This is a genomic window from Pseudonocardia sp., from assembly GCF_029263155.1.
Classification (GTDB): domain Bacteria; phylum Actinomycetota; class Actinomycetes; order Mycobacteriales; family Pseudonocardiaceae; genus Pseudonocardia.
Genome location: NZ_JAJCYB010000035.1, coordinates 37248 through 61659, shown reverse-complemented (window position 1 = coordinate 61659; position 24412 = coordinate 37248). Strand labels below are relative to the sequence as shown.

The following is a 24412-nucleotide window of genomic DNA, read 5'->3' as shown; positions in this document are numbered from 1 at the left end:
TGACCGGCCCGATCCGGTCACGGACGGAGAGTCACACCCGGACGTGGCCCCGGCAACTCGTGGGGCACGGTCTATTTCGTTTGGCGACCAATCCCTTCCGTATCGCGGAACATCGCGCGGGCGGCGAGCTGGGCCAGGTGGACCGGTTCCCGGGTGCCGGCCTGGCGGAGCTGGGTACGGCAGCTGAAGCCGTCGGCCAGCACCTCGACGTCGGCCTCCGCGGCGCGCACGGCCGGCAGCAGCACCCGCTCCGCGCACGCCATCGACACCTCGTAGTGCCCCTTCTCGAACCCGAAGTTGCCGGCGAGGCCGCAGCAGCCGGAGTCGAGCACCTCGGCGTCGACCCCGATCGCGGCCATCACCGCACGGTCGTCCTCGGTGCCGAGCTCGGCGTGCTGGTGGCAGTGGACCTGCACGAGCGCCTTCTGCCGCGGGCCGCTCACCGCGGCCGCGAGCTCGTCGGTGTGATCGGCCAGCACCTCCGCGAACGTGCGCACGCCGGTGGCCAGCGCCGCGGCGAGCGGCTCGCCGGGCAGCAGCTCCGGCCCGTCGGCCCGCAGCGCCGCGGTGCACGACGGTTCCAGGCCGACCACCGGCACCCCCTCGGCCAGCCACGGCGCCACCGTGCGCAGGCTGCGCTTGAGCACCCGGCGCGCGGCGTCGACCTGGCCCGTGGAGGTCCAGGTCAGGCCGCAGCAGACCTCCCGCGGCGGCAGCTCGACGGAGTACCCGAGTGCGGTGAGCACGGCCACGGCGTCGGACGCGACGCCGGGATCGAAGTGGTTGGTGAACGTGTCGGGCCACAGCAGCACCCGCCCCCGGGTTCCCGCCGGTCGCCGCGGGGTGGCCGTGCTCCGGTCCGATCGGAGGAGAGCCCTCCTGCTGTGACCGAGACGGGCCCGCAGCCGCGATCCCAGACCCACCGCGGCCCCGGGGCGGGGGGTGGTGCGGGTGTAGGCCATGCGGGCGATCGGCGGGATCGCCCGCTCCGGGGTGATGCCGCCCGCCCGCTTGGCCAGCGCGCCGAGCGGGCTGCGCGCCGCGGCGTTGAGAACGTCGACCACCCGTGCCGGGAGCCTGCCGACCAGCCGCAGCCACCGGGGCAGGTTGCCCATGGAGTAGTGCGACGCCGGGCGCACCTTGCCCTGGTAGCGCTGCGCCAGGAACTCGGTCTTGTAGGCCGCCATGTCGACACCCACCGGGCAGTCGCGCTTGCAGCCCTTGCAGGACAGGCACAGGTCCAGCGCCTCGTCCACCTCGGAGGAGTCCCAGCCGCCGGTGATCACCTCCCCGTTGGCCATCTCGAACAGCAGCCGTGCTCGCCCGCGTGTGGAGTGCATCTCCTCCCCGGTGGCCCGGTAGCTGGGGCACATCACCCCGCCCGACTCGGTGACGCACTTGCCCACGCCCAGGCACCGGCGCGTGGCCCGGGTGAACGAGCCCCGGTCGTGTCCGAACGCGAGCATCGGGGCGTCGGCGATCGTGGGCATGCCGACGAAGATCCGCAGGTCCTCGTCCATCCGCTTCGGCCGCACCACCATGCCGGGGTTCATCCGGTCGTCGGGGTCCCAGACGCGCTTGAAGTCCGCGAACCCGGCGATGATCTCCGGTGGGTACATCCGGGGCAGCAGTTCGGCCCGGGCGGTGCCGTCACCGTGCTCGCCCGACAGCGATCCGCCGTGCGCCACGGCCAGGTCGGCCGCGTCCTCCATGAAGGTGCGGAAGTTCGCGATGCCGGCCTCGGTGAGCAGGTCGAAGTCGATGCGGATGTGCAGGCAGCCGTCGCCGAAGTGGCCGTAGTACGCGCCGCGGCGGTCGTGCCGGGCCAGCAGGGCGTCGAACTCGCGCAGGTAGGAGCCGAACCGCTCCGGCGGCACGGCGGCGTCCTCCCAGCCGGGCCAGGCCTCGCCGCCGTCGGGCGAGCGGGTGACGATGCCGGCGCCGTCCTCGCGGATCCGCCACAGCGCCTTCATCGCCGCCGGGTCGCTGACCACCACGCTCGTCGCCCCGTACGGCTTCATCGCGGCGACGACGGCCTGTGCGGCCGCCTCCGCCTCGGCCCGCGTGGCGCCGCCGGTCTCCACGTAGAGCCAGCCCGCGCCATCGGGCAACGCACGCGACGCGGTCTCCAGCGGGTTGGCCGCGCGCAGCGCCGCGATCAGCCCGGCGTCCATGCCCTCGATGGTGAGCGGGGACAGCTCGCGGACGGGCACGACGTGGTCGGCCGCGACATACGCGTCGGGGAACCCGAGCACGGCGAGCGCGCGGGCCGCGGGCGACTCCACGAGCCGCACGGTGGCCCCGAGCACCGTGGCGCAGGTGCCCTCGGTGCCGACCAGTGCCTTGGCGAGGTCGAACCCGTTCTCCGGCAGCAGCTGGTCGAGGTTGTAGCCCGAGACCCGGCGGGTGAGGTCCGGGAACGAGGTGCGGACCTGCTCGCCGAGCCGGTCGCCGAGCGCGCGCAGCTCCGCGGGGATCCCCGGCCCGGCGGTCCCGCGACCGACCTCCAGCCGCTGCCCGCGGTAGGTCAGCACGTCGAGCGCATGCACGTTGTCGACCGTCTTGCCCCAGGCCACGGAGTGCGAGCCGCACGCGTTGTTGCCGATCATCCCGCCGAGCGTGCAGCGGTTGTGCGTCGACGGGTCCGGCCCGAACGTCAGCCCGTGCGGGCGGGCGGCGTCGCGGAGCCGGTCGAGCACCACCCCCGGCTGCACCCGCGCGGTCCGCGCGTCGGGATCGATCGACTCGATCGCGTTCAGATGGGTGGCGAAGTCGAGCACCACCGCGGTGTTGACGGCCTGCCCCGCGATCGAGGTGCCCGCGCCGCGCGGCAGCACCGGCACCCCGTAGATGGAGCACACCGAGATCGCGGCCTCGACGTCGTCGGTGTCGACCGGCGTGACCACGCCGATCGGCACGCGCCGGTAGTTCGAGGCGTCGGCGGAGTACATCGCGCGGTGCGCCGCGTCGAACCGGACCGGACCGCGCAGTGCGCGGGAGAGATCGCGGTGGAGGTCGGCCGCGTCGTGATCGGGAAGCACACCGCCAGTGTGCGGGGCCCGCCGGGCCCACACCCCAGCGGGTCGTCGACGCACACGAGCCCCACCAGCGCTGCGCAGGCGGACGATCCCCGCACCTCGGAGCCGGAACGCGGGTCCCGACCCCCGATATCAGCGTTGCGGCTCCGAAGTGCGGGTCAGCCGAGGGTGAACGGGTCGCGGGTGCCGCCGGTCAGCTCGACCCAGACGGACTTGTTCTCGGTGTACTCGCCGATCGAGTCGACGCCGTTCTCGCGGCCCAGACCGCTGGCGCCGAACCCGCCGAACGGGACGCTCGGGGCGACCACGCGGTAGGCGTTGATCCACACGGTGCCGGCCCTGATCCGGGCGGCGACCCGGTGGGCGCGGTGTACGTCCTTGGTCCACACGGCGCCGGCGAGGCCGTAGGGGGTGTCGTTGGCGAGCGTGATCGCCTCGTCCTCGTCGGTGAAGGTGACGGCCGACAGCACGGGACCGAACACCTCCTCGCGGAAGACGGTGTCGGTGGGCCGCACCGAGAGCACGGTCGGTTTGACGAACAGCCCACCCAGGCCCTCGTCCGCGGCGCCGCCGTAGGCCACGGTGGCGCCCTCCTCCTGCGCGGTGCGCAGGTAGCCGAGCACCTTTTCGTACTGCGGGGCGTTCGCGACCGGGCCCATCTCGGTCTCCGGGTCGTTCGGGTCACCGAGCTTGATCGTGGCCGCCCGCTCGGCCACCAGGCGCACCAGCTCGTCGTGCACGTCGGCGTGCACGATCAGCCGGGACCCGGCCATGCAGGTCTGCCCGGTGGCGGCGAACACGCCCGCGATCAGCCCGTTCGCGGCGGCCGCCAGGTCGGCGTCGGCGAACACGACCTGCGGGGACTTCCCGCCCAGCTCCAGGGTGACCTTGTTGAGGTTCTCCGCGGCGGCGTGCGCAACGGCCCGGCCGGTGGCGGTGGAGCCGGTGAACGCGACCTTGTCCACCCCCGGGTGCGACGCCAGGTGCGCGCCGGTCTCCCGGGAGAGCCCGGTGACGACGTTGACGACGCCGGGCGGGAAGCCCGCCTGCTCGATCAGCTCGGCGAACCCGAGCGTGGATGCGGGCGCGTGCTCCGACGGCTTGATCACGATGGTGCAGCCCGCGGCCAGCGCCGGGGCCAGCTTCCAGGTCATGAGCAGCAGCGGCGAGTTCCACGGCGTGATCGCCGCGACGACGCCGACAGGCTCGCGGCGGGTGTAGACGAGGTAGTTCGGGTTCGGGGTGGGGATCTGGCGCCCTTCCAGCGTGGTCGCGAGCCCCGCGTAGTAGTGGTACCAGCCGCCCAGACCGCCCAGCTGCCCGATCATCTCGCGGTAGAGCTTGCCGGAGTCGTTGACCTCCAGGCGGGCCAGCCGCTCGGCGTTCTCCCCGATCAGGTCGCCGAGACGGCGCAGCAGCGCGGCCCGGGCGAACCCGGTGGTGGCGCCCCACTCCCCGTCCAGCGCGGCGCGCGCGGCGGCGACGGCGGCGTCGACGTCCTCGGGCCCACCGTCCGGGATCGACGCCCACGGCTGCCCGGTGTACGGGTTCTGCGAGTCGAAGCGCCGCCCCGACACCGCCTCCACGCCCTTGCCGCCGACCAGCATCGTGAACCGCTCGAGATCCGCCACGTCGCGCCCTCCTCACCGAGTGTGTCGCCCACAACCTAGTGCGGCGGCGAAGGCTCCGCCATCCGCCGAGCGCAGGTGCCGCCACTGCACCGGACCGGACACGTCGGCGCCGCGGGCTGAACGACACCCCGCCGATCAAGGGCAGATGGTCGTCTGTTGATCACCGAACGCGACCATCTCACCTTGATCAGCCGGTGGTGGCCGGGCGTGGTGCTACCAGTTCTCGACCGACCGGGTGAGGATGCCCGCGATGTCGTCCTCCGTGGGCGTCCTCGGGCAGGTGGCGAGCAGCCGGGCCTGCTTCATCGTGCCCGGCACCAGGTCCGGCACGTCGGCCTCGGTGTAGCCGACGCCACCGATCCCGTTGGGGATGCCGATGTCGCGCATGAGCGAGACGAGCACCGAGGGCAGCTGCTCCTGCGGTGCCACCGTCTCGGCACCGGGGTCGATCAGCCGGGCCGCGGCGAGGTGCCGCTGCGGGGCGCTGGAGAACGAGAAGCGGAACGCCTCGGGCGCGGTCAGCGACACCGACTGGCCGTGCGGCACCATCGGCTCGTCCTGCGGGTAGCCCGCCGGGCGGTAGTCCTTGACCATCCCCGCGATGGGGTAGGCGTTGGCGTGCGGGATGTGCACGCCGGAGTTGCCGAACCCCATGCCCGCGAACGTGGCGGCCATCATCATGTTCGAGCGGTCCTCCAGGGACCCCTCGCGCACCGACCCGCGGAACGACTGGGCGATCAGCGCCATCGCCTTCTCGCACCACAGGTCCGACACCGGGTTGGAGCCGCAGTAGGTGACCCGCTCCTCGGGCTGCTTGCGGTCGAAGCTCGTGTAGTACCGCGCGGTGTAGCTCTCCACCGCGTGGCACACGATGTCCATCCCCGACGCCGCGCTCACCTCGGGCCCGAGTGTCATCGTCAGCAGCGGGTCGATGACGGCCAGGGTCGGGCGCAGCCGCCAGTGGCTGATCCCGGTCTTGACCTTCATCGACAGGATGTCCAGCACGCACATCGCGGTGGACTCCGAGCCGGTGCCCGCCGTCGTCGGCACCGCGATCAGCGGCTTGAGCTGCCCGGGCGGAACCTTGGCCGCACCGATCGGCTTGTTGATGTAGTCCATCAGCTCGCCGGGGTGGCTGGTCAGCAGGTTGATCGCCTTGGCGGTGTCGATCGCCGACCCGCCGCCGACGGCCACGAACCCGTCCCACTCCCCCTGCGCGCGGGCGTACTCCACGGCCTTGTTCATCGAGTCGTCGGTGGGCTCGACGTGCACGCCGTCGAACACCTCGGAGGTGATCTCGTAGCGGGCGAGCGTCTCGGCGATGCGCTGCGGGATGCCCAGCGCGCTCACGCCCGGATCGGTGACGATCAGCACGCGGCGCACGCCGTACTGCGCCATCTCGAAGCCGATCTCGTCGGTGGCGCCCGCGCCGAACTTCAGCGGCGGCGCACCCCAGGTGAAGATCGTCTCCTCGGTGCGGTCGGCTCCTGCGGCACTCATGCGGGCTGTCCTCTCCCCCTGCGGCGCGCGGCCGGTGGGCCTCCCGCACCGTGGCACGCGACCCGTCCCACCGCAATCGGTGCCGTGCGCGGCCTACGCCAGCCCGCGCACCAGTTCCTCCGCGGCGCCGTACATCGCGCGCACCGTCTTGCCGTCGTGGAACTCGCCGATCGCGGTCATCGTCCACGCGTCGCCGGAGCGGCGCAGCACGCTCATCACCACGCCGGTACGCGGGGCGGAGTCGGTGAGGTCGAAGCGCACCAGCTCGGCCCGCGTGTCGAGGTCGATCAGCCGGCAGTAGGCCCGCTGCACCTCGGTGAACCGCTGCCCCTGGAAGGAGTTGACGACGAACACGATCGCCTGCGCGTCGGCGGGCAGCTTCGACAGGTCGACCTCGATCGTCTCGTCGTCGCCCTCGCCGTGGCCGGTCAGGTTGTCGCCGGAGTGCTCCAGCGCGCCCCGGAACGCGCTCTTGCTCATGAACCAGACCGCGTCGGTCTTGCGGCCCTTGCTCCCGATGACGATGGCCGAGGCGTCCAGGTCGATGCTGCGCCCGCCGGCCGCCGGGTCCCAGCCCAGGCCCATCGCGACCCGCCGCAGCGCCGGTGCGCCGGTCTTGGTCAACGACACCGTCTGCCGCTTGGCCAGCGACACCTTCCCCTTGTCCAGGTTGATCACCGACGGTGCGGCGGGCGTGGCCGGGGCCGCGGGCTCCGCGACCGGCGCCGGCTCGTCGTCCACGGTGATGCCGAAGTCGGTCGCGATCCCGGCCAGCCCGTTCGCGTAGCCCTGGCCGACCGCCCGCACCTTCCACTGCGCGTCCCGCCGGTAGATCTCCACGCACAGCAGGGCCGTCTCGGGGCCCAGGCCGTCGGGCGTGAACGTGAGCAGCGGCGCGCCGGCGACCGCGACGTCCATCCGCAGCCCACCCAGCGCGCCGAAGGTGGCGGGGCCGCGCCCGTCGAGGCTGGCGGTGACGACCACCTTCTCGATCGCGGCGTCCACCGCGTCCGGCACGACGTCGACACCGTCGGGGTCGTAGCGCACGCCCGCCGCCTCGGGCTGGTTGTAGAACACGAAGTCGGAGTCGTCGCGCACCTTGCCGGTGGCGGCCACGAGCAGCGCGGAGATGTCGACGGGCGATGCGGCGCTGACGCGCACCGAGACCGGACCGGGCGGGAGCGGCGCGTTGGCGCCCTTGGACAGGGTCTGCACGCCCCCGATCCTGCCAGTGCCGGGGCGGGCGCGGGTGCCGGGCGCCGGGCTCCTCGCAGAGGGATCGGACGGTCGCAGCGGTCGTGTGCTCTGCGAGGAACCGGTGGCTGTGCGAGGCTCGGGCCGTGGGCCCGGCGGCCCTCCCGTACGGGATCCGTACTGTGCGTGTCGTGCCCGAACAGGTCTCCGAGATCTTCGATCCCTCCGCGTGGCGTCCGGTGGACGGCTTCGACTTCGTCGACATCACCTACCACCGCGCCGTCGACACGGGGGCCGTGCGCATCGCGTTCGACCGGCCCGAGGTGCGCAACGCGTTCCGCCCGGGCACCGTCGACGAGCTCTACACCGCGCTCGACCACGCCCGCCAGACCCCCGACGTCGGCTGCGTGCTGCTCACCGGCAACGGCCCGGCGCCGAAGGACGGCGGGTGGGCGTTCTGCTCGGGCGGTGACCAGCGCATCCGCGGCCGGTCCGGCTACCAGTACACGATGACGGACCCGGCCACCGGCCGCGCCGGCGAGACCGCCGACACCGTGCAGGCCGGGCGCGCGGGCCGGCTGCACATCCTGGAGTGCCAGCGGCTGATCCGGTTCATGCCGAAGGTCGTCATCGCCGTCGTCAACGGCTGGGCCGCCGGCGGCGGGCACTCGCTGCACGCCGTCGCCGACCTGACCCTGGCCAGCGCTGAACACGCCCGGTTCAAGCAGACCGACGCCGACGTGGGCAGCTTCGACGGCGGCTACGGCTCGGCCTACCTGGCCAAGCAGGTCGGCCAGAAGTTCGCGCGCGAGATCTTCTTCCTCGGGCGCACGTACTCCGCGGCCGACGCGCACCGCATGGGCGCGGTCAACGCGGTCGTGCCGCACGCGGAGCTGGAGACGGTGGCGCTGCAGTGGGCGAAGGAGATCAACGGCAAGTCCCCGACGGCCCAGCGCATGCTCAAGTACGCGTTCAACCTCACCGACGACGGCCTGGTCGGGCAGCAGCTGTTCGCGGGCGAGGCCACACGGCTGGCGTACCTGACCGACGAGGCGGTCGAGGGCCGGGACGCGTTCCTGCAGAAGCGCGAACCCGACTGGTCGGCCTATCCATGGCACTACTGACTCCATGGCACCACTGACGGGCCGCGCCCGCCCCACGGTCACCCCCGCGGGCTCGCACACAGGCTCCGGGGCCCGCACACGGGCCCGGACCTGTGTGCCGACCCCGCGGGGTGTGTGCGAGCCGGTCGGCGGCGGGTGGCCGTGATCCGCACCGTGCACGTCGACGGGTCACCGGCCGCGGTCACCAACCTGACGGACGCCCTGCGCCCGGCCCTTTCCGGCACAGGCCCCGCCGTGCTCCCCCTCCCGCCCGCACTTCGGAGCCACAGTGCTGTCGCGCAGGCCCCGCAACAGCACTGCGGCTCCGAAGTGACGGGCGGCGGGGCGGGCGGGGGCGGGGTGGTCGTGGCCACCTCGGGGTCGTCCGGTGCGGCTCGGCTCGTCGTGCTCTCGGCTGCTGCGTTGCGGGCCTCGGCCGCCGCCACCGCCGTGCGGTTGGGGGGTGCCGCGCACTGGCTGCTCGCGTTGCCTGCCGAGCACGTCGCGGGGGTGCAGGTGATCGTGCGGGCGCTGCTCGCCGGTGCGCCGCCCGCGGTGCAGGACCTGCGCGGCGGGTTCCGGCCCGCCGACTTCGCCGCCACCGCCGCGACCCTGCCGCCGACCGGCCGCCGGCACACCAGCCTCGTCCCCACCCAGCTCGCCCGGCTGCTCGACGCGGGCGGGGCGGCCCTGGAGGCGCTGTGCGGGTTCGACGCCGTGCTCGTCGGCGGGGCCGCGCTCGACGACACCCTGCGCTCCCGCGCGCGGGGCGCGGGCGTGCGGGTCGTCACCACCTACGGCATGAGCGAGACCGCGGGCGGCTGCGTCTACGACGGGGTGCCGCTCGACGGCGTCACCGTCGACCTGGAGGCCGACGGACGGATCGTCCTCGGGGGCCCCACCCTCGCCGAGGGCTACCTCGGCGGCCCGCCGTTCGGCGGCCGGTTCCGCAGCGGCGACCTCGGTCGTTGGCGCGCGGGCCGCCTCGAGGTGCTCGGCCGTGCCGACGACATGATCGTCACCGGGGGCGAGAACGTCGCCCCGGCCGCCGTGGAGCGGGTGCTGGCCGCGCAGCCGGGGATCCGTGGCGCCTGCGTCGTCGGCGTGCCGGACCCGGAGTGGGGGCAGGCCGTCGTGGCCGCGGTGGTGGCCGGGGCGGGCCGCCCCGGCGACGACGTGCTGCGTGCCGCCGTGCGCGCCGCGCTCGGTCGCGCGGCCGTGCCGCGGCGCCTCGTCGACGTCGACCGCATCCCGCTGCGGGGTGTCGGCAAGCCCGACCGGTCCGCGGTGGCGCGACTCGTCACGGTGACATCGGAGCCGAACCACCCGCACGGGTGACACCGGGGTACACCCCACAGCGTTGCTCACTCTGCGTTGATTGACCACTACTCCCCCAACCGATGTGCTGCGCTCTCGTCAGTCTCACGAGCACCATCAGTCACACCGGGAGTTCACCGCATGAGGTTGCGCACCACGACCCTGCTGGCCGTCACCGGCGCGCTCCTGCTCGGCACCGCCGTACCGGCCGTGGCGACGGAACCCGCCGTGGCGCGCTGGTCGCCCGACCTCGTCGCCGGCGAGTCCGCCGGGGTACAGGTCGACGGCGGAACCGCCCGCCTGGACCGCACGGGCACGCACCTCCTGCCCTCCGACACCGACGGCAGCCCGGTCCCCACCGGCCTGCTCACGCTGCCGACGCACGTCCTCGACGCCCCGACCGACCGCGTGGAAACCGTCGTGGACGGCGACCTGCCGGCCGGCAGCGCGGCGGCCGTCGACGTCCGGGGACGCCGCTCCACCGGCGGCTGGACCGAGTGGATCCCGGCCGGGTCCGGCTCGGCCACCCCGGGAGCCGTGACGCTGCCCGAGGCGACCTCGGAGGTGCAGAGCAGGCTCGTGCTCACCGGCGACGAGGGCACCGAACCCGCCGTCCGCTCGCTGACCCTCACCGCGCACCCGGCCGCCGCCCGCACCGAGGCCGTCGTCGAACAGGCCACGCTGAACTACCGCGTGTTCGCCACCCGCGAGGGCCTGGTGGGCGGCACCACCGCCAACGGTCACGTGATCGCCGAGCGGGACCACTTCGTCGCGCTGCCCTCGCGCCGCGCGCTCTCGCCGCGCAACACCAGCGACTACTCGGTGAAGGTCTGCGCCCCCAACGGCCGCTGCGCGTTCGCCCCCGTCTGGGACGTCGGCCCGTGGAACACCCGTGACGACTACTGGAACCCCACCGAGCTGCGCCAGGAGTGGAAGGACCTCCCGCAGGGCCTGCCGCAGGCCCAGGCCGCGCACACCGACGGCTACAACGGCGGCCGCGACCAGTACGACCGCCGGGTCGTCAACCCGGCCGGCATCGATCTCGGCGACGGCCTGTTCTGGGACGCGCTCGGCCTCACCGACAACGCCTGGGTCACGGTGGACTACCTGTGGACCGGCTCCGTCCGGCTCTCCGCGGTGGTCGCCGACGCGCCGGTCGACGTGCTCGCCGCGCCCGACGCCGCGGCCGAGGTGGTGGGCGTCGCCGCCGACCGGGCCGCGCTGCCGGTGGAGTGCGCGCTCGCCGCGGGCGGGGACACCTGGCTGCGGGTCGGTGCCGACCAGTACGTCAGCGCCGGGGCCGTCCCGGGCACCGAGGACACGGCGGCGTGCGACGCCGCCCCCGCCGCCGTGCCCGCCGCGGGTTCGGCCGCCGGGCACGCCGCCGCGATGCGGGCGCCCAGCCGCGCACCGGGAGCGAACGGATAGCGTTCGCGCGTGGCAACTCCGAGCCAGTGGGTGCAGGGCGCCCGGCCGCGCACCCTGCCGACGGCCGTGTCCCCCGTACTGGTCGGCACGGGTGTGGCCATCGGCAACGGCACCGTCGCCCCGGGGCGGGCACTGCTCGCGCTGCTCGTCGCCGTGGCGCTGGTGATCGGTGTCAACTTCGCCAACGACTACTCCGACGGCATCCGCGGCACCGACGACGAGCGCGTCGGCCCGCTGCGGCTGGTGGGATCGAAGGCCGCCACCCCGGCGCAGGTGCGCAACGCCGCGCTGGGCTGCTTCGTCGTCGCCGGGCTGGCCGGACTGACGCTGGTGTCGCTGTCGCGGCAGTGGTGGCTGATCGCGGTCGGCGCGGCGTGCATCGCCGGCGCCTGGTTCTACACGGGCGGCCGACGCCCCTACGGCTACGCGGGCCTCGGCGAGGTCGCCGTGTTCGTGTTCTTCGGACCGGTCGCCGTGCTGGGCACCGTGATCACCCAGCAGGAGGGGCCCTTCGGGGCGCCCGCGGTGATCGGGGCGGTGGGCGTGGGCATGCTGGCCTGCGCGGTGCTCGTCAGCAACAACCTGCGCGACATCCCGACCGACACCGTCGCCGGCAAGCGCACCCTCGCGGTGCTGCTCGGCGACACCGACACCCGTCGCCTCTACGCCGGTCTGGTGATCGCGCCGTTCCTGCTCTCGCTGCTGGCCGGACTGCGCAGCTGGCCGCTGCTGCTCACCCTGCTGGCCCTGCCGCCTGCGGCGCTGCTCGTCCGCGACGTCCTCGGCGGCGCCGACGGCCGCGCCCTGGTCCGCGTGCTGGGCCGTACCGGCCTGCTGCTGCTGGCGTGGTCCCTGCTCACCGCGGCGGGTGCCGCCGTGGGCGGGATCCTCTGAGCTACTCCGCCTCGCCCCGCAGCCGGGCCCGCAACGCCTCCCGCTCGACGGCGCGGCGACGGGTGGTCTCGGCGATCGCGGCATCCAGTCGGGACCGCATGCCGCGGAACAGCACCATCGACAGCGGTAGCGCGACGATCAGGGCCACCAGCACCGCGATGATCGCCGGCACCCCGAACAGGGTGAGCACGAGCGTGATGACGGCGACGAGCCCGAGCCGGGCCAGTGTGTAGAGCACGACGGTCGGCAGCAGCCCCGGCCCCGGTGGCGGCGTGGAGGTCATGCCCCCAGGCTACGGCCCGTGCGCGACGGTGACGCAGCGTCCGATTCGTCCTTTGCGTTCCCATTACCTCCGGACAACCGTTCGAGTACTCGGGGTCCCGAGTGTCACGATGGCACGGAAATCCCGTCAGGAGGCACGACATGGCAGCACCCAGCAGCAGCGATGAGCGGTTGCTCACCCCGGGCGAGGTCGCGGGCCTGTTCCGCGTCGACCCCAAGACCGTCACCCGGTGGGCCTCGGCCGGCCGGATCGGCTCCATCCGCACCCCCGGCGGGCACCGGCGGTTCCGCGAGTCCGAGGTCCGCAGCCTGCTCGCCGACCTCACCAGCGAGGCGACGCTACCCCCCACGCACGGCTGACCGACCGGCGTACTTGACGCCGAGCACGCCTGGTCTCCGCTAATCTCGACGGCGGAGGTGGTGTGATGTTGTTCCTCATCGCATTGGTCGGCGCCGCGGTCATCGCGCTCGTGCTGTGGAAGGCGATGAGCGCGATGCCCGGTGACGGTCCGGGCGACCGCGGTCCCCAGGCACCCGGTCCCAGCCGGGCGCGGGTGAGCGGGCCGGACGACGATCCCGATTTCCTGCGCCAGCTCGACGAGCGCGTGCGACGTCAGGACGATCCGCCCGCCTGACCCGGGCCTACGGGGTGTGGGCCGACGCGAACGCGTCGGCCACCGCCGCGGCGAGTTCCAGCAGCGCCAGCCGGGTCGCCGGATCGAGGCGGTCGAGGTCGACCTCGGCGCCCTCCTGCAGGTGCGCGTCGAACGGGATGCGCACCACCTCGCGGCACCGGGCCGCGAAGTGCTCCGCCACCCGGTCCAGGTCCACCCCGCCCGACGAACGGCTCACGTTGTTGACCACGGCCACCGCGTTGCGCACGAGGTCGCCGTGCCCGTGGGCGTCGAGCCAGTCCATGGTCGCCGACGCGCTGCGCGCCCCGTCGATCGAGCTGGACGACACGATGATCAGCTGGTCGGCCACCCCCAGCACCCCGTACATGGCCGAGTGCATCAGGCCGGTGCCGCAGTCGGTGAGCACGATGTTGTAGAAGTGCTCCAGCAGGTTGACGGTCCGGCGGTAGTCGTCCTCGCTGAACGCCTCCGACACGGCCGGGTCCTGCTCGCTGGCCAGCACCTCCAACCGCGACGGGCCCTGCGAGGTGTAGGCCCGCACGTCGGTGTAGCGGCGCACGCGCTGGGCGTCACGCAGCAGGTTGCGCACGGTGGCGCTGGTCTCGAGGGGGATCTTCTGGCTCAGCGTGCCGCGGTCGGGGTTGGCGTCGACGGCCACCACCCGGTCGCCGCGCAGCGATGCGAAGGTGGCGCCGAGGGTCGCCGTCATCGTCGTCTTGCCGACGCCGCCCTTCAGGCTCAGCACCCCGATCTTGTAGCAGCCCAGCAGGGGCTGGTTGACGCGCACGGTGAGCTCGCGGCGCCGCACGTCCGACGGGCTCTCCCCGGGGTTGATCAGGCGACCGGACAGCACGTAGACCAGCCGCCGCCAACCGGACTGTGGCGGCCGCTTGCTGGGCCGCAGCAGCCGCGCCGAAGACAGGTCGGTAGGCCGCTCCGCTCCGCTGCTGCGCGCCTGCTGGGCCTGTTGCGCGGCGACCGCGCCGGGGTCGGTCCAGCCCGCACCGCGCGGCGGTGTCCGGGGAGCGTGCCCGGCGGCGCCGTTCACGGTCTGCGGGGCGGGCACCGGGGCGGCGGGCGGCGGGACGGGTGGGTCCGGTTCGGCGCGCGGCGGCGGTACCGGTGCGGTCGCGTCCCGTCCCGGCTCCGCCCGGACGGCCGCGTCGGCGGGCCGTTCCGCGGGCCCGTGCGGCGCGCGGTCGGCCGGGCGCAGCGGGAGCGACGAGTCGACCCCGGCCGCACCGCCGCCGGCGTCGTCCGACTGCACGGGTGCCACGTACGGGCGGGTCTTGCGAGGGGCCGGAGCCGCGCCCCACTGCTCGCGGACGTAGCGGCCCACCGAGCCGTCGGGGTAGTCCCCGTCGCCGGAATCACGCTCTGTCATCAACTCTTCCCGCCGAACCCTCCGCGTCGACCGTCCAACCCTGCCACGGACGCCGACGGTAGTCGCGTGACTCGCCTCGGTCGAGGCGCGTACGGGTGGTGGAACCTCAGCCGACCCCGGCGTAGGAGTGCAGGCCCGCGACGACGAGGTTGATGAAGAACAGGTTGAACACCATCGTGGCGAAGCCCGCCACGTTGATCCACGCGGCACGCTCGGCGCGCCACCCGGCGGTGGCGCGGGCGTGCAGGTAGGCGGCGTAGACGACCCACGAGACGAAGGCCACGGTCTCCTTGGGGTCCCAGCCCCAGAACCGGCCCCACGCCGCCTCGGCCCAGATGGCACCGGTGATGACCGCGAACGTGAACAGCGGGAACGCGACGATCGTCACGCGGTACGCCAGCCGGTCGAGCGCGTCGGCCGCGGGCAGCCGGTCGGCGAATGCGGGCAGCCTCCCGGACCGGCACAGCAGGAACAGCAGGCTCGCGACGCCGGGCACCAGCAGCAGCCCCGAGGAGATGCTGATCGTGGTGACGTGGATGACCAGCCAGTAGGACTGCAGTGCGGGCTGCACGGGCGCCACGTCGGTGTACACGCCGCGCAGGGCCACGATCATCAGGATCGCCACCGGCACCAGCACGAACGGCCCGACGGTGCGGACGCCCTTCGCGCGGTACAGCACCACGAGCCAGGCCCCCACCGCGAACAGGCAGATCGCCGAGATGAACTCGTACATGTTGCCCAGCGGCCAGCGCCCGGCCGCCAGGCCGCGGCCGACGATCGACGCCGCGTGCAGCAGCACCCCCAGCACGGTCAGCGACACGGCCATGCGCCCGAAGCGATCGCTGCGGGGTCGTTCCCCGGGGGTCTGCGGGCCGCCCGCTCCCACCAGGGCGGGAGCGGCCGAGCGCACCGCCGCCATCTCGACGGCGTGCAGCACCATCGCCAGCACGTACACGGCCAGCGCGGCCATGAACAGGCGGTCGCTGTAGAGGGCGAGCTCGGTGGGCATCAGCTGTCCTTCTCCGAACGGTCGGTCTGGGGATCACGCAGCACCTCCGCGCGGAGGCGGTCGAACTCCTCGCCGTAGCCGGCGCGGTCGGTCCGGGCGAGCCCGCCGAGCTCCACCACGGTAGTTCCGGGCCGCTCGGACGGGGTGAGGCGGGCCCAGAACCGGCGCCGCCGCACCCCGAGCGACGCCCCGAGCCCGAGCAGCATCGTCACCGCGAAACCGAGCACGTACACCTGCCCGGGATCGTGGCTGATCTGCAGGTTCACCCAGTCGCGCAGGCCGTCGAACCGCACGACCGTGCCGTCGTCGAGGGCGAGCTCCTGCCCCGGCACCAGGTTGGCCCGCGCCACCCTCACCAGTTCCCCGGAGTCGACCTTGGCCTGGTCGATCTCGAAGATGGACTGCCCGCGGCCGTCGTCGAGGCCCAGGTCGCCGCGCAGCACGTCGACCGCCACCTCGGGGTCACGCGCCTCGGGGAACACCGAGGTGACCACGTCGCCGCCGGACGTCGTGGGAGCCAGCAGCCCGGTGATCGCGAGCTGGCCGGTGCGCCGCTGCTCGTCGTCGGTGACGCCGGGCGGCTCGAACTTGGTGGCGCCCTCCGACAGCAGGGTGGTCAGGTCGACGGGCCGCCACTGGATGTCGCCGGTGCGCTGCTCGCCGTTCGGGAACGTGACCGTGAAGATCGGCGCGTAGCCGTGGCCGAGCAGGTAGACGCGGGCGCCGTCGACACGCAGCGGGTTGTTCACCGCGAGCGGGAACGAGCGCCACTGTTCGACGCGACCGGCCGCCAGGTCCGCGCCGGTCTGGTAGCTCAGCGCCGCGTCGAAGCGGTCGGCCTGGCCGGTGGGCAGGTACTCGGCGGAGAAGCCGTCGACGCGCACGCAGAACGGGTGCAGCTCGGTGCCGTCGACCCGGATGCCGGCCCGGAACGAGTCGTAGCCCAGGATGCCGGTGTTGCAGAACTGGCCGCCGTTGCTGAGCACGATGACCTGGCCCTCGTAGCCGAACAGCTTGCCGGCCGCGAACCCGAGCAGCAGCCCGACGAGCGAGAGGTGGAACACCAGGTTGCCGACCTCGCGGAGGTAGCCCTTCTCGGCGCTGATCGTGCGGACGCCGCCGTCCTCGGTGCGTTCGGCGACCCGCCAGCCACGCAGCCTGCCGCGCACCGCGGCCGCGGCGTCGTCGACGTCGGAGTCGAGGACCGCGCGGCCGTGGTGGGGCAGGCGGGCGAGGTTGCGCGGGGTGGCGACGGGGACCGCCCGCAGCGCGCGGGCGTCGTCGACGGTGCGGGGCAGCACGCAACCGACGAGCGACACCATCAGCAGCAGGTAGATCGCGGCGAACCACGGGGCGGCGAAGACGTCGAACGCACCCACCCGGTCCAGCAGCGGGGCCAGTTGCGGGTACTGGGCGAAGTAGTCGTCCACGAGGCGCTGGTTGAGCGAGCGCTGGGGCAGCAGCGCCCCGGGCAGCGCGGCCAGCGCGAGCAGGAACAGCAACACCAGTGCGGTGCGCATCGAGGTGAGCGTGCGCCACGCGTTGCGCACACCCGCCCACCCCTCCGTGAGTCGGGGTTTCCGTGCGCGCGAGTCGGGGTCTGCGTGCGGGCGTGTCGGGGTCTGGGTCACGCCGCCCTCACAGCACCGGGGTGAAGCCGGCGACGGAGACCTGGAGCTGGGCGAGCATCCCGCCCCACAGCCCGGTCAGCAGCAGGACGCCCACGGCGACCATCAGCACGCCGCCGCCGATCTGGATGCGGCGGGTGTTGCGGCGCAGCCAGCCCAGCGCCCGCACCGCGCGCGCGGCACCCAGCGCGATCAGCACGAACGGCAGCCCGAGACCCGCGCAGTAGGCGAGTGTCAGCACCACGCCGCGCAGCGACCCGCCCCCGGTGCCCGCGGCGACCGCGACGACCCCGGCGAGCGTCGGACCGATGCACGGGATCCAGCCCAGCCCGAACACCGCACCCAGCAGCGGCGCGCCCCAGAGCCCGGCGCGCGGCACCCAGTGCACGCGGCGCTCGTTCTGCAACACGGGGATCAGCCCCACGAAGGCCAGCCCCATCGCGATCATCACGACCCCGCCCGCGCGCTGCAGCACCGCCTCGTTCGCGACGAGCGTGTCGGCCAGCCAGACGACCCCGACCAGGATCGCCCCGAACACCACGGTGAACCCGGCGACGAACAGCGCGGCCGCCCCGGCCACCCGCCAGCGCCCGCGGCGCGCCCGCTGCGCCTCGGCCGCGGTGACCGGCGGGGCGTCGGCGCCCACCAGCCCGGCCATGTAGGCGAGGTAGCCCGGGACCAGCGGCACGACACACGGCGACGCGAAGCTCACCGCGCCCGCCAGCACGGCCACGGCGGCCGCGACCAGCAGCGGGCCGGAGACCGCGAGGGTGGTCGAAGGGTCCATCACGGTCAGGGTATGCCGCGCACCGCGCGCACCGCGCGCCGGGTTCTACAGCATGTAGTGCGGACCGCCGGTCCGGATCGCCGCGAGGCGACGGCCGTCAGCCGGGTTCGGCGGCCAGCCGCTGCACCAGCGGGATCAGCTCGGCCACCCGGATCTGGGTCAGGTACACCGCCGCCACCCGGTGCTGCTTGTCGAGCACCAGCGTGGACGGGGTGGTGTTGCGGGGGTAGCCCGACAGCGCCACCAGCGTGCGGCCCGGGAAGTCGAAGATCGAGTCGTAGGTGACGCCACGGTCGACCAGGAAGTCGGTGGCGGCCTCCCGCACGTCGCGGACGTCGATCCCCAGTACCGCGACGCCGTCGACGGAGTCCTGCACGAACTGCAGGTCGGGGACCTCCTCACGACACGGACCGCACCAGGACCCCCAGATGTTGAGCACCACGACCTGACCCGCGTAGTCCTCCAGCCCGACGGTCTCCCCCGGCCGCAACAGGCTCTCGCCGCGGATGTCGCTGACCCGGCCACGGTCGGCGGGCGGGTCGTAGGTGATGGTCGTCTGCCCGCCGGGCGCGACGAACGTGAACTCCCCACCCGTGGCCACCGCGTCCTGGCTGGTCGAGCACCCGGCCAGCAGCACGACCACGGCGAGCGCGATGGCCAGCCGCCTCATGCCCCGGTCCGCCGCGGGTCGCTCGCACCGGCCGGCTCCGAGTAGCGGATCTGCGTCAGCTCGCCGTCGGCGAAGACGAACGACGTGAGCGAGGCCAGGCCGCACTGCCGCTTGCGCGGGTCGTGCCACAGCCGCTGCCCGGTGACGAAGCGGCGCACCGTCCAGATCGGCAGCTGGTGCGACACGCACAGCACCTCGCGCCCGGGCGCCAGCTCCCGTGCGCGGTGCACGGCCCCGAGCATGCGGTGCGCGATCCGCAGGTAGGGCTCGCCCCACGACGGCGTGAACGGGTCGCGCAGCTTCGGCCAGTGCCGGGGCACCCGCAGCGCGCCGTCACCGACCGCCACCCGCTCCCCCTCGAACCGGTTCGCCGCCTCGATCAGGCCGTCGTCGGTGCCGACCTCCAGCCCGTGGGCGTCGGCGATCGGAGCCGCCGTCTCCTGCGCGCGCTGCATCGGCGACGCGACGACCGCGCCGAGGTCCGCGTCGGTCAGCGCCTTCGCGACCAGCTCGGCCTGGTGGCGGCCGTTCTCGGAGAGCCGGAACCCGGGCAGGCGGCCGTAGAGGATGCCGCCGGGGTTGTGCACCTCGCCGTGTCGCAGGAGGTGCACGGTCGTGGTCGTCACGGGGTGGCCTCCGCCGCGGCGCGCGCGGCCGCCGGCAGCGCGGCCTCGATCGTCTCCCAGCACGCGTCGTCGAGCGCGGCGGAGACGAACCAGGCCTCGAACGCGCTGGGCGGGGCGTACACCCCGCGGTCGAGCAGCGCGTGGAAGAACGCGGGGAAGCGCCAGGTGGCGGCGGCCTGGGCGGCGGCGTAGTCGTGCACCTGCCCCTCGGCGAAGAACACCGAGAGCATCGACCCCGCGTACTGCACGCGGTGCGGCACCCCCGCGGCGGCGAGGGCGTCGCCGAGCATCGTGCCCAGGCGCTTCGCGTTGGCGTCGAGGGTGGCGTAGACGGCGTCGTCGGCGGTGCGCAGCGTCGCCAGACCCGCGGCGACGGCGACCGGGTTCCCGGACAGGGTGCCCGCCTGGTACACCGGCCCGGCCGGCGCGAGGTGCGCCATCAGCGACGCGGGTCCGCCGAACGCCGCGGCCGGGAGCCCCCCGGACATCACCTTGCCGAACGTGTAGAGGTCCCCGGCGACCCCGTCGAGGCCGTACCAGCCCGAGTGCGACACCCGGAAGCCCGTCATCACCTCGTCGACGACGAGCAGCGCGCCGTGGGAGTGGCAGACGTCGCGCAGCCCGGCGTTGAACCCGGGCGCGGGCGCGATCGCGCCCATGTTGCCCGCCGCCGCCTCGGTGATGACGCACGCGATCTCGGCGCCACGCTCGGCGAACACCGCGCGCACGGCGTCGAGGTCGTTGTAGGGCAGCACCACGGTGTCGGCGGCCTGCGCGCCGGTGACGCCCGGGCTCGTCGGCAGCCCGAGCGTCGCGACCCCGGAGCCGGCCTGGGCCAGCAGCGCGTCGACGTGCCCGTGGTAGCAGCCGGCGAACTTGACGATCACCTTCCGGCCCGTGATGCCGCGGGCGAGCCGGATCGCGCTCATCGTCGCCTCGGTGCCGGAGTTGACCAGCCGCACCTGCTCGACGGGAGCCACCCGGCCGACGATGGCCTCCGCCAGCTCGATCTCGGCGTCGGTCGGCGCGCCGAAGGAGAGGCCCAGCCCGGCGGCTGAGCGCACGGCGTCGACGACGGCCGGGTGCGCGTGCCCGAGGATCATCGGACCCCAGGAGCAGATCAGGTCGACGTAGCGGTTGCCGTCGGCGTCGGTGAGCCACGGGCCCTGCGCGGACGCCATGAAACGGGGGGTTCCACCGACCGAGGTGAACGCGCGGACCGGGGAGTTCACCCCGCCCGGGATGACGGTGCCGGCGCGCGCGAACAGTTCGGCGGAGCGGTCAGGAGTGCGGGAGGCCACGACCCCCAGTCTTCCAGCCGCGCCGTCGCGCAGCCCGTCCGGCCGCTCAGCGGCGGATCGCGGAGAAGTACGCGTTCGACGCCGGCAGGTACAGGATGACCACCCCGGCGACCGGCAGGAGGATGAGCGCCAGCAGGACCACCAGGCCCGTGACGTCGCTGGCGCTGACCCCGCCGGTCAGCCCGAGCAGCAGGAACGCGGTGAACCCGACGGTCATGACGGTGACGACGATCCGCGCCCAGTTGCGTCCGGTGAACGCGAGCACCGCGAACACGATGTAGAGCAGCGCGAGCACGACGAAGATGCCCCCGGCCACCCGGACGATCCCGACGACCGTCTCGGTCGTGATGCCGGCGTCGGCGAGCTGGGGGTTGTCGAGCACCTCGGCCGGCAGGGTGTTGGCGTCCAGCGGCGCCAGCAGGAACAGCACGCCGAAGGCCAGGAACGGCAGCGCCGCGAGGATCTTGAGCACCAGGCCCAGGATCATGATCGTGGGCCGCTCGGCCGGTGCGGTGTCCTTCCCGCCCAGGCCCGCGGGACTGCCGTACGGGGAGTACGGGTTGTAGGGGTACCCGCCGGCCGGTGGCTGGCCGTAGGGTGCCCCACCCGGATCGGGCGCGGCGTTCGGGTACTGGGCGCCGCCGTACCCGGTGCCGTAGGGCGCGCCCGGCTGCTGACCGCCCGGTCCGGCCGGGTTCGGGTACTGCACGCCGCCGTAGCCCGTGCCGTAGGGCGGGGGCTGCTGGCCGGGCGGGGGCTGCCCCTGCTGCGGGTCCGGCGGTGTCGTCACGGCGTCACCGTAGATCCCGGCGCGGAGCGCTGTCCACGCCGGGCACCGGGATCCGCCCTACGGGTTGCCGCGGCGGTTGTGGATGTCCTCGGACATGCGCACGACCGCGTAGTAGAACTCCAGCAGCACTCGGAGGAAGGCCAGGTAGAACAGCGCGACGACCGCGCCGATCAGCAGCGAGAAGATGCCCGCCAGCGCACCCTGGGCGACGAAGGCGGTGACGGTGAAGCCCAGCCAACCGAGCGCGAGCAGTACGGTGCCGACGATGTACATCAGCCTGATCAGGCCGGGCGTGGCGAAGCTGTTGAAGCTGAAGTCGAAGAGGGCGCTGAAGGCGCCGGCGGGGGCAGGCATCCCACCGGGCATGCCGCCGCCGGGGGCGCCGCCACCGGGGGGCGGGCCCCATCCGCCCGGCTGCTGCTGGCCGTATCCACCGCCGGGCGGCGGGTACGGCGGCTGACCGCCCTGCCAGCCCTGGCCTCCGGGCTGCTGACCACCCGCGGGGTCGTAACTCATTGTTCTCCTCAAGCCTGGTGCCGATCACTGGCGGCGGCAGCGTACACCCGCGCAGCGTTCAGTCCAGGCGCAACGCGGTCTCCGTGGCCCAATAGGTGAGGACGACGTCCGCGCCGGCCCGGCGGATCGCGGTCAGGGTCTCGGTGATCGCGCGCTCGCGGTCGATCCAGCCGTTGGCCGCGGCGGCCTCGACCATCGCGTACTCACCGGAGACCTGGTAGGCCGCCACCGGGACGTCGGCCGCCTCGGCCACGGCGCGCAGCACGTCCAGGTAGGCCATCGCGGGCTTGACCATCACCAGGTCGGCGCCCTCGTCGAGGTCCAGCGCGAGCTCGCGCAGGGACTCGCGGACGTTGGCCGGGTCCTGCTGGTAGGTCCTGCGGTCGCCGGTGAGCTGGGAGTCGACGGCCTCCCGGAACGGCCCGTAGAACGCCGAGGCGTACTTGGCGGTGTAGGCGAGGATCCCGGTGTCGGCGTGTCCGGCGGCGTCGAGCGCGTCGCGGATCGCGCCGACCTGGCCGTCCATCATCCCGCTGGGTCCGAGCAGGTGCGCCCCCGCCGCGGCCTGCGCGACCGCCATCTCGGCGTAGACGGCGAGCGTGGCGTCGTTGTCGACGGCGCCCGCAGCATCGAGCACGCCGCAGTGGCCGTGGTCGGTGAACTCGTCGAGGCAGGTGTCGGCCATCAGCACCGCTGCGTCGCCCACCTCGGCGCGGACCTCCCGCAGTGCCGCGTTCAGCACGCCGTCCGGGTCGACCCCCGCGCTGCCGGTGGCGTCGCGTTCGGCCGGCACGCCGAACAGCATCAGCCCGCCGACGCCCGCCGCGACGGCCTCCGCGCACGCCTTGCGCAGCGAGTCGCGGGTGTGCTGCACGACGCCGGGCATCGACGTGATCGGGACCGGCTCGGCGATCCCCTCCCGCACGAACAGGGGCAGCACGAGGTGCCGGGGCCGCAGGTCGGTCTCGGCGACGAGCCGCCGCAGGGCGGGGGTGGACCGCATCCGCCGGGGCCGCTGGGTGGGAAAGGCCATACGCGCCACCCTAGAACCCGGACCGCGCAACGCACTTCGGATCCATAGTGCTGTTCTGAGGTGGCGAGAACAGCGCTGTGGCTCCGAAGTGCGGTTGGCGGGTCAGCGGCGGCGGGCCTTGGCCTTGCGGGGGGGTGGGAGGGCGCCCTCGGCGCGCAGCTTCGCGGCGTGCGCGGCCAGGGCGTCGACCAGGGCCGGGACCCTCGCCTCCTCGGGCTGGACGTCGACCCGCAGGCCGAACTCGCGCGCCGTCTCCGCGGTCTGCGGGCCGATGCAGGCGACGATCGTGCGGGCGTGCGGCTTGCCCGCGATGCCCACCAGGTTGCGCACGGTCGACGAGCTCGTGAAGCAGACGGCGTCGAACCCGCCGGTCTTGATCGCCTCCCGGATCGGCGCGGGCGGCGGCGCGGCCCGGACGGTGCGGTAGGCCGTGACGTCGTCGATCTCCCAGCCGCGCTCGCGCAGGCCGGCGGCGAGGGTCTCGGTGGCGATGTCGGCCCGCGGGAGCAGGACGCGGTCCACGGGGTCCAGCACGTCGTCGTAGGGCGGGAAGATGCCGAGCAGCCCCTCCGAGCTGGACTCCTGCGACTCCTCGGAGTCGGGCACCAGCTCGGGGACGATGCCGAAGTTGCGCACGGCCTCGGCGGTCGCCGACCCCACGCAGGCGATCTTGACACCGGAGAACGCGCGGGCGTCGAGCCCGAACTCGGCGAACTTCTCCCACACGGCGCGCACCGCGTTGGTGGAGGTGAACACGACCCACTGGTAGCGGCCGTCGACGAGGCCCTTGACGGCACGCTCCATCTGCGTGGGGGACCGCGGCGGCTCGACGGCGATCGTCGGCACCTCCTCGGCGGTGGCCCCGTGCACGGCCAGGCGCTCGCTCATCGCGCCCGCCTGGTCCTTCGTGCGGGGCACGAGCACGCGCCACCCGTAGAGGGCACGCGACTCCCACCACGACAGCTCGGACCGCAGTCCGACCTCGTCGCCGACGGTGACGACCAGCGGGCCCTCCAGCTCCGACGCCTCGGCGGCGAGCGTGGCCAGGGTGGTCTGCACGGTCTTCTGCGTGGTCTGCGAACCGCTGGCGGTGACGGCCACCGGCGTCTGGGCCGCCCGGCCGTGCTGGGTGAGCCCGCCGGCGATCTCCACCAGCTGCGTGGGTCCGGCGTGCAGCACGAGCACGCCGGGCGCCGCGGCCAGCGCGGCCCAGTCGACGCCGGCGCGGACGTCGGCCTCGAGGTGCGCGGACCCGAGCGGCACGCCCGCGTAGGCGGGCACCGCGGTTCCCGACGGCACCCCGGGGACGACGTCGAACGCCACCTCGGCGCCGGCCACCGCGAGGGCTTCGGCCACCACGGCGTCGACGGTCAGCGGGTCGCCGCTGACCAGCCGGGTGACGGTACGCCCGGTGCGGGCCTCGGCGACCAGGTCACGCGCGACGTCGGCGGGCTGGCCCACGGCGGGCCGGACCTCGGCGCCCTCGGACACCAGCGCCAGGATCGCCTCCGGGACGTCGGGGTCGGTCACGACCAGTGGTGCCGCGGCGATCGCCTCGCGAGCTCGGACGGTGAGCAGGCCGGGATCGCCGGGGCCGCTGCCCACGAAGGCGACCCGTCCGGTGGTAGGTGCGCGGTTCATCTGTT

22 protein-coding genes are annotated in these 24412 nt (G+C 73.9%); 6 read left to right on the top strand and 16 right to left on the bottom strand.

Annotation, left to right across the window (positions count from 1 at the left end; all coding sequences use genetic code 11):
• Positions 1 to 71 precede the first annotated feature (71 nt).
• The 4 genes from Q1K26_RS06395 to Q1K26_RS06380 all read right to left on the bottom strand — a co-directional run bounded on the left by Q1K26_RS06395 (position 72) and on the right by Q1K26_RS06380 (position 7384).
• Positions 72 to 3041 (bottom strand): FAD-binding and (Fe-S)-binding domain-containing protein, encoded by a 2970-nt coding sequence (locus tag Q1K26_RS06395; RefSeq protein ID WP_300008388.1) that lies wholly within the window; start codon positions 3039 to 3041, stop codon positions 72 to 74.
• Between the two features lie 155 nt (positions 3042 to 3196).
• Positions 3197 to 4669 (bottom strand): aldehyde dehydrogenase, encoded by a 1473-nt coding sequence (locus Q1K26_RS06390; RefSeq protein ID WP_300008386.1) that lies wholly within the window; start codon positions 4667 to 4669, stop codon positions 3197 to 3199.
• Positions 4670 to 4882: 213 nt separating this feature from the next.
• On the bottom strand, positions 4883 to 6169 hold the full coding sequence (locus Q1K26_RS06385) for a hydroxyacid-oxoacid transhydrogenase (RefSeq protein WP_300008384.1): 1287 nt from the start codon (positions 6167 to 6169) through the stop codon (positions 4883 to 4885).
• Positions 6170 to 6262: 93 nt separating this feature from the next.
• Complete coding sequence (locus tag Q1K26_RS06380) at positions 6263 to 7384, bottom strand: TerD family protein (protein WP_300008382.1); 1122 nt, start codon at positions 7382 to 7384, stop codon at positions 6263 to 6265.
• A gap of 170 nt (positions 7385 to 7554) precedes the next feature.
• On the opposite strand from Q1K26_RS06380, the gene Q1K26_RS06375 reads away from it, so the two are divergent.
• The 4 genes from Q1K26_RS06375 to Q1K26_RS06360 all read left to right on the top strand — a co-directional run bounded on the left by Q1K26_RS06375 (position 7555) and on the right by Q1K26_RS06360 (position 12105).
• Positions 7555 to 8487, top strand: coding sequence for a 1,4-dihydroxy-2-naphthoyl-CoA synthase (locus tag Q1K26_RS06375; RefSeq protein WP_300008380.1), 933 nt, complete (start codon positions 7555 to 7557; stop codon positions 8485 to 8487).
• 114 nt (positions 8488 to 8601) lie between these two features.
• Positions 8602 to 9804, top strand: coding sequence for an o-succinylbenzoate--CoA ligase (gene menE, locus Q1K26_RS06370; protein ID WP_363320431.1), 1203 nt, complete (start codon positions 8602 to 8604; stop codon positions 9802 to 9804).
• A 120-nt stretch (positions 9805 to 9924) separates the two neighbouring features.
• Positions 9925 to 11211 carry a hypothetical protein gene (locus tag Q1K26_RS06365; protein ID WP_300008378.1) on the top strand — a complete coding sequence of 429 codons (1287 nt, stop codon included), beginning with the start codon at positions 9925 to 9927 and terminating at the stop codon, positions 11209 to 11211.
• A gap of 9 nt (positions 11212 to 11220) precedes the next feature.
• Positions 11221 to 12105 (top strand): 1,4-dihydroxy-2-naphthoate polyprenyltransferase, encoded by an 885-nt coding sequence (locus Q1K26_RS06360; RefSeq protein ID WP_300008376.1) that lies wholly within the window; start codon positions 11221 to 11223, stop codon positions 12103 to 12105.
• Position 12106: 1 nt separating this feature from the next.
• Here the strand turns inward: Q1K26_RS06360 and Q1K26_RS06355 are convergent, their stop codons facing one another.
• On the bottom strand, positions 12107 to 12388 hold the full coding sequence (locus tag Q1K26_RS06355; protein ID WP_300008375.1) for a DUF4229 domain-containing protein: 282 nt from the start codon (positions 12386 to 12388) through the stop codon (positions 12107 to 12109).
• A gap of 140 nt (positions 12389 to 12528) precedes the next feature.
• On the opposite strand from Q1K26_RS06355, the gene Q1K26_RS06350 reads away from it, so the two are divergent.
• Both Q1K26_RS06350 and Q1K26_RS06345 read left to right on the top strand, forming a co-directional pair.
• Positions 12529 to 12747 (top strand): BldC family transcriptional regulator, encoded by a 219-nt coding sequence (locus Q1K26_RS06350; protein WP_300008373.1) that lies wholly within the window; start codon positions 12529 to 12531, stop codon positions 12745 to 12747.
• 65 nt (positions 12748 to 12812) lie between these two features.
• On the top strand, positions 12813 to 13022 hold the full coding sequence (locus tag Q1K26_RS06345) for a hypothetical protein (RefSeq protein ID WP_300008371.1): 210 nt from the start codon (positions 12813 to 12815) through the stop codon (positions 13020 to 13022).
• 7 nt (positions 13023 to 13029) lie between these two features.
• Here Q1K26_RS06345 and Q1K26_RS06340 read toward each other — a convergent pair whose 3' ends face one another.
• The 11 genes from Q1K26_RS06340 to Q1K26_RS06290 all read right to left on the bottom strand — a co-directional run bounded on the left by Q1K26_RS06340 (position 13030) and on the right by Q1K26_RS06290 (position 24407).
• The gene (locus Q1K26_RS06340) at positions 13030 to 14406 is read right to left on the bottom strand and encodes an AAA family ATPase (protein WP_300008369.1); all 1377 of its coding nucleotides are present in this window, start codon (positions 14404 to 14406) and stop codon (positions 13030 to 13032) included.
• Between the two features lie 106 nt (positions 14407 to 14512).
• Positions 14513 to 15415 (bottom strand): c-type cytochrome biogenesis protein CcsB, encoded by a 903-nt coding sequence (gene ccsB, locus Q1K26_RS06335; RefSeq protein ID WP_300008368.1) that lies wholly within the window; start codon positions 15413 to 15415, stop codon positions 14513 to 14515.
• Positions 15415 to 16935, bottom strand: a complete 1521-nt coding sequence (locus Q1K26_RS06330; protein WP_300008407.1) for a cytochrome c biogenesis protein ResB — start codon at positions 16933 to 16935, stop codon at positions 15415 to 15417. The genes ccsB and Q1K26_RS06330 overlap by 1 nt, the downstream gene beginning before the upstream one ends.
• Before the next feature lie 118 nt (positions 16936 to 17053).
• A complete protein-coding gene (locus tag Q1K26_RS06325; protein WP_300008366.1) occupies positions 17054 to 17830 on the bottom strand; it encodes a cytochrome c biogenesis CcdA family protein in 777 nt (258 codons plus the stop codon).
• 97 nt (positions 17831 to 17927) lie between these two features.
• A complete protein-coding gene (locus tag Q1K26_RS06320; RefSeq protein WP_300008364.1) occupies positions 17928 to 18500 on the bottom strand; it encodes a TlpA disulfide reductase family protein in 573 nt (190 codons plus the stop codon).
• Positions 18497 to 19126, bottom strand: coding sequence for a histidine phosphatase family protein (locus tag Q1K26_RS06315; protein WP_300008362.1), 630 nt, complete (start codon positions 19124 to 19126; stop codon positions 18497 to 18499). Before Q1K26_RS06315 ends, Q1K26_RS06320 begins: the two co-directional genes overlap by 4 nt.
• Positions 19123 to 20427 carry a glutamate-1-semialdehyde 2,1-aminomutase gene (gene hemL, locus Q1K26_RS06310; RefSeq protein ID WP_300008360.1) on the bottom strand — a complete coding sequence of 435 codons (1305 nt, stop codon included), beginning with the start codon at positions 20425 to 20427 and terminating at the stop codon, positions 19123 to 19125. The genes Q1K26_RS06315 and hemL overlap by 4 nt, the downstream gene beginning before the upstream one ends.
• A 46-nt stretch (positions 20428 to 20473) precedes the next feature.
• Positions 20474 to 21217, bottom strand: coding sequence for a proline-rich domain-containing protein (locus Q1K26_RS06305; protein WP_300008358.1), 744 nt, complete (start codon positions 21215 to 21217; stop codon positions 20474 to 20476).
• 57 nt (positions 21218 to 21274) lie between these two features.
• Positions 21275 to 21733: a DUF4282 domain-containing protein gene (locus Q1K26_RS06300; protein WP_300008356.1), complete on the bottom strand. Its 459-nt coding sequence runs from the start codon at positions 21731 to 21733 to the stop codon at positions 21275 to 21277.
• A gap of 58 nt (positions 21734 to 21791) precedes the next feature.
• On the bottom strand, positions 21792 to 22766 hold the full coding sequence (hemB, locus tag Q1K26_RS06295; RefSeq protein ID WP_300008354.1) for a porphobilinogen synthase: 975 nt from the start codon (positions 22764 to 22766) through the stop codon (positions 21792 to 21794).
• 102 nt (positions 22767 to 22868) lie between these two features.
• The gene (locus Q1K26_RS06290; protein ID WP_300008352.1) at positions 22869 to 24407 is read right to left on the bottom strand and encodes a bifunctional uroporphyrinogen-III C-methyltransferase/uroporphyrinogen-III synthase; all 1539 of its coding nucleotides are present in this window, start codon (positions 24405 to 24407) and stop codon (positions 22869 to 22871) included.
• Between the last annotated feature and the right edge of the window lie 5 nt (positions 24408 to 24412).

What these genes read in the sequence shown, in the direction of transcription:
- hemB (WP_300008354.1), bottom strand. Translation starts at nt 22,766, where the DNA reads ATGGCCTTTCCCACCCAGCGGCCCCGGCGGATGCGGTCCACCCCCGCC.
- Q1K26_RS06350 (WP_300008373.1), top strand. Translation starts at nt 12,529, where the DNA reads ATGGCAGCACCCAGCAGCAGCGATGAGCGGTTGCTCACCCCGGGCGAG.
- Q1K26_RS06365 (WP_300008378.1), top strand. Translation starts at nt 9,925, where the DNA reads ATGAGGTTGCGCACCACGACCCTGCTGGCCGTCACCGGCGCGCTCCTG.
- Q1K26_RS06325 (WP_300008366.1), bottom strand. Translation starts at nt 17,830, where the DNA reads ATGGACCCTTCGACCACCCTCGCGGTCTCCGGCCCGCTGCTGGTCGCG.
- Q1K26_RS06355 (WP_300008375.1), bottom strand. Translation starts at nt 12,388, where the DNA reads ATGACCTCCACGCCGCCACCGGGGCCGGGGCTGCTGCCGACCGTCGTG.
- Q1K26_RS06345 (WP_300008371.1), top strand. Translation starts at nt 12,813, where the DNA reads ATGTTGTTCCTCATCGCATTGGTCGGCGCCGCGGTCATCGCGCTCGTG.
- Q1K26_RS06290 (WP_300008352.1), bottom strand. Translation starts at nt 24,407, where the DNA reads ATGAACCGCGCACCTACCACCGGACGGGTCGCCTTCGTGGGCAGCGGC.
- Q1K26_RS06300 (WP_300008356.1), bottom strand. Translation starts at nt 21,733, where the DNA reads ATGAGTTACGACCCCGCGGGTGGTCAGCAGCCCGGAGGCCAGGGCTGG.
- Q1K26_RS06330 (WP_300008407.1), bottom strand. Translation starts at nt 16,935, where the DNA reads ATGCGCACCGCACTGGTGTTGCTGTTCCTGCTCGCGCTGGCCGCGCTG.
- Q1K26_RS06320 (WP_300008364.1), bottom strand. Translation starts at nt 18,500, where the DNA reads ATGAGGCGGCTGGCCATCGCGCTCGCCGTGGTCGTGCTGCTGGCCGGG.
- Q1K26_RS06340 (WP_300008369.1), bottom strand. Translation starts at nt 14,406, where the DNA reads ATGACAGAGCGTGATTCCGGCGACGGGGACTACCCCGACGGCTCGGTG.
- Q1K26_RS06385 (WP_300008384.1), bottom strand. Translation starts at nt 6,169, where the DNA reads ATGAGTGCCGCAGGAGCCGACCGCACCGAGGAGACGATCTTCACCTGG.
- ccsB (WP_300008368.1), bottom strand. Translation starts at nt 15,415, where the DNA reads ATGCCCACCGAGCTCGCCCTCTACAGCGACCGCCTGTTCATGGCCGCG.